This is a genomic window from Lactobacillus taiwanensis DSM 21401 (assembly GCF_001436695.1).
GTDB classification, from domain to species: Bacteria; Bacillota; Bacilli; order Lactobacillales; family Lactobacillaceae; genus Lactobacillus; species Lactobacillus taiwanensis.
In genome coordinates, this window is sequence record NZ_AYZG01000036.1 from 412 (window position 1) to 1,246 (window position 835).

At 38.9% G+C, this 835-nt stretch carries 1 protein-coding gene; it reads right to left on the minus strand.

Features of this window, described 5'->3' with window-relative positions; genetic code table 11:
• Positions 1-835: mucin-binding protein (locus tag FD18_RS09775; protein ID WP_420919754.1), on the minus strand; the 835-nt coding region annotated here is incomplete at both ends.

Below are 835 nucleotides of genomic sequence, written 5' to 3' on the forward strand. Positions count from 1 at the left end.
CTACCACAGTGCCATTACCGTCAACATAATTAATTACTAAAGTATGTTCATTAGCAGTGTAAGTTACATTAACAGCTGCACCATTTACTGGTTGACCATCTTTAAGTGCTGATGCGACTGGCACTTCAGTTGACTTAACACCATCAACATATGAGTCGTAGCCCTTAATTTGTGGAGCATTTTCAGAAGCAAACTCTGCTTTGCCACCTTCAACGAACTTGTTGTTTTCAATCTTACCAACTTTCCAGTCTCCGGTAACAGTTACTACACCAGTTACTAGATCTTCAACACCATTACGTCCAAAATCAACGTATTGAGTATCAATCTTAGTCCTAGTTTCACCTGGTTTAGTTTGGTAAATGTCACGACTTACAGTAGTGAACATATCCTTGTATTTAGGATCAGTTGGGTTAACACTTGGATCAGTTGGAGTAATATCCATAGTTCCGTGTTCAACCTTGTAATCTACAGGTTGTGGATCATCTGAACCGAACTTGTAAGATCCGATAACTTGTTGCTTTGGAACTAATTTCCAGTTAGTTGGAACATGTCCAGGTACATCAACATTAACAGTTTCATCAGTCTTACCAAGAACATTGTAAGTACCTACTACAGTACCATTACCATCAACATAATTAATTACTAAAGTATGTTCGTTAGCAGTGTAAGTTACATTAACAGCTGCACCATTTTGTGGGACGCCATCTTTTTCAACTACTGCAGCTGCTGGTACTTCGGTTGCCTTTGTACCATCTACGTATGAATCGTAACCCTTAATCTGTTCTACACTAGCTGAAGCAAATTCTGCTTTACCACTCTTAACGTGCCATGGATT